General features: G+C 63.1%; 2 pseudogenes. Both read left to right on the top strand.

The features are described 5' to 3' along the window. Window positions 1-223, top strand: a pseudogene (locus EOD15_RS35410) (branched-chain amino acid ABC transporter permease); the annotation flags it as partial. Between the two features lie 3 nt (window positions 224-226). Beyond that, window positions 227-466 (top strand): annotated as a pseudogene (locus EOD15_RS35405) (branched-chain amino acid ABC transporter permease); the annotation flags it as partial.

Genomic DNA, 466 nt, shown 5'->3' with positions numbered 1-466 from the left:
GCTCAAGGCGCTGCCGGTGCTGGTGCTCGGCGGTTTCGATTCCATCCTCGGCGCCATCGTCGGCGGCCTCTTGATCGGCGCCAGCGAGAAGCTCGCCGAAGTCTATATCGGCGACTATTTCGGCGGCGGCATAGAGAGCTGGTTTGCCTATGTCGTCGCGCTCGTCTTCCTGCTGATCCGCCCTTCCGGCCTGTTCGGTCAGAAGCTCGTCGAGAGGATCTGAACGATGACCGCGATAACAAGCGATTTCGCCGCCGCGCCGGTGCTGCCGAAATGGGTCGTGCCCGTGCTTTTGCTCGCTTTCGCTTACGGCGTCGTGCCGCTGATCGGCTCAAGCTATCTGTTCGAGGCCATCCTGCTGCCTTTCCTGGCGCTCAGCCTTGCCGGCGTGGGCTTGAACATCCTGACCGGCTATGCCGGCCAGGTGTCGCTTGGCAGTGCTGCTTTCATGGCGGCCGGCGCCTTT

This window comes from Mesorhizobium sp. M7A.T.Ca.US.000.02.2.1, from assembly GCF_003996995.1.
In the GTDB taxonomy this organism is placed as follows: Bacteria; Pseudomonadota; Alphaproteobacteria; order Rhizobiales; family Rhizobiaceae; genus Mesorhizobium.
Note: the sequence above shows the minus strand (reverse complement) of the source record. Positions and strands in the feature narration are given on the sequence as shown.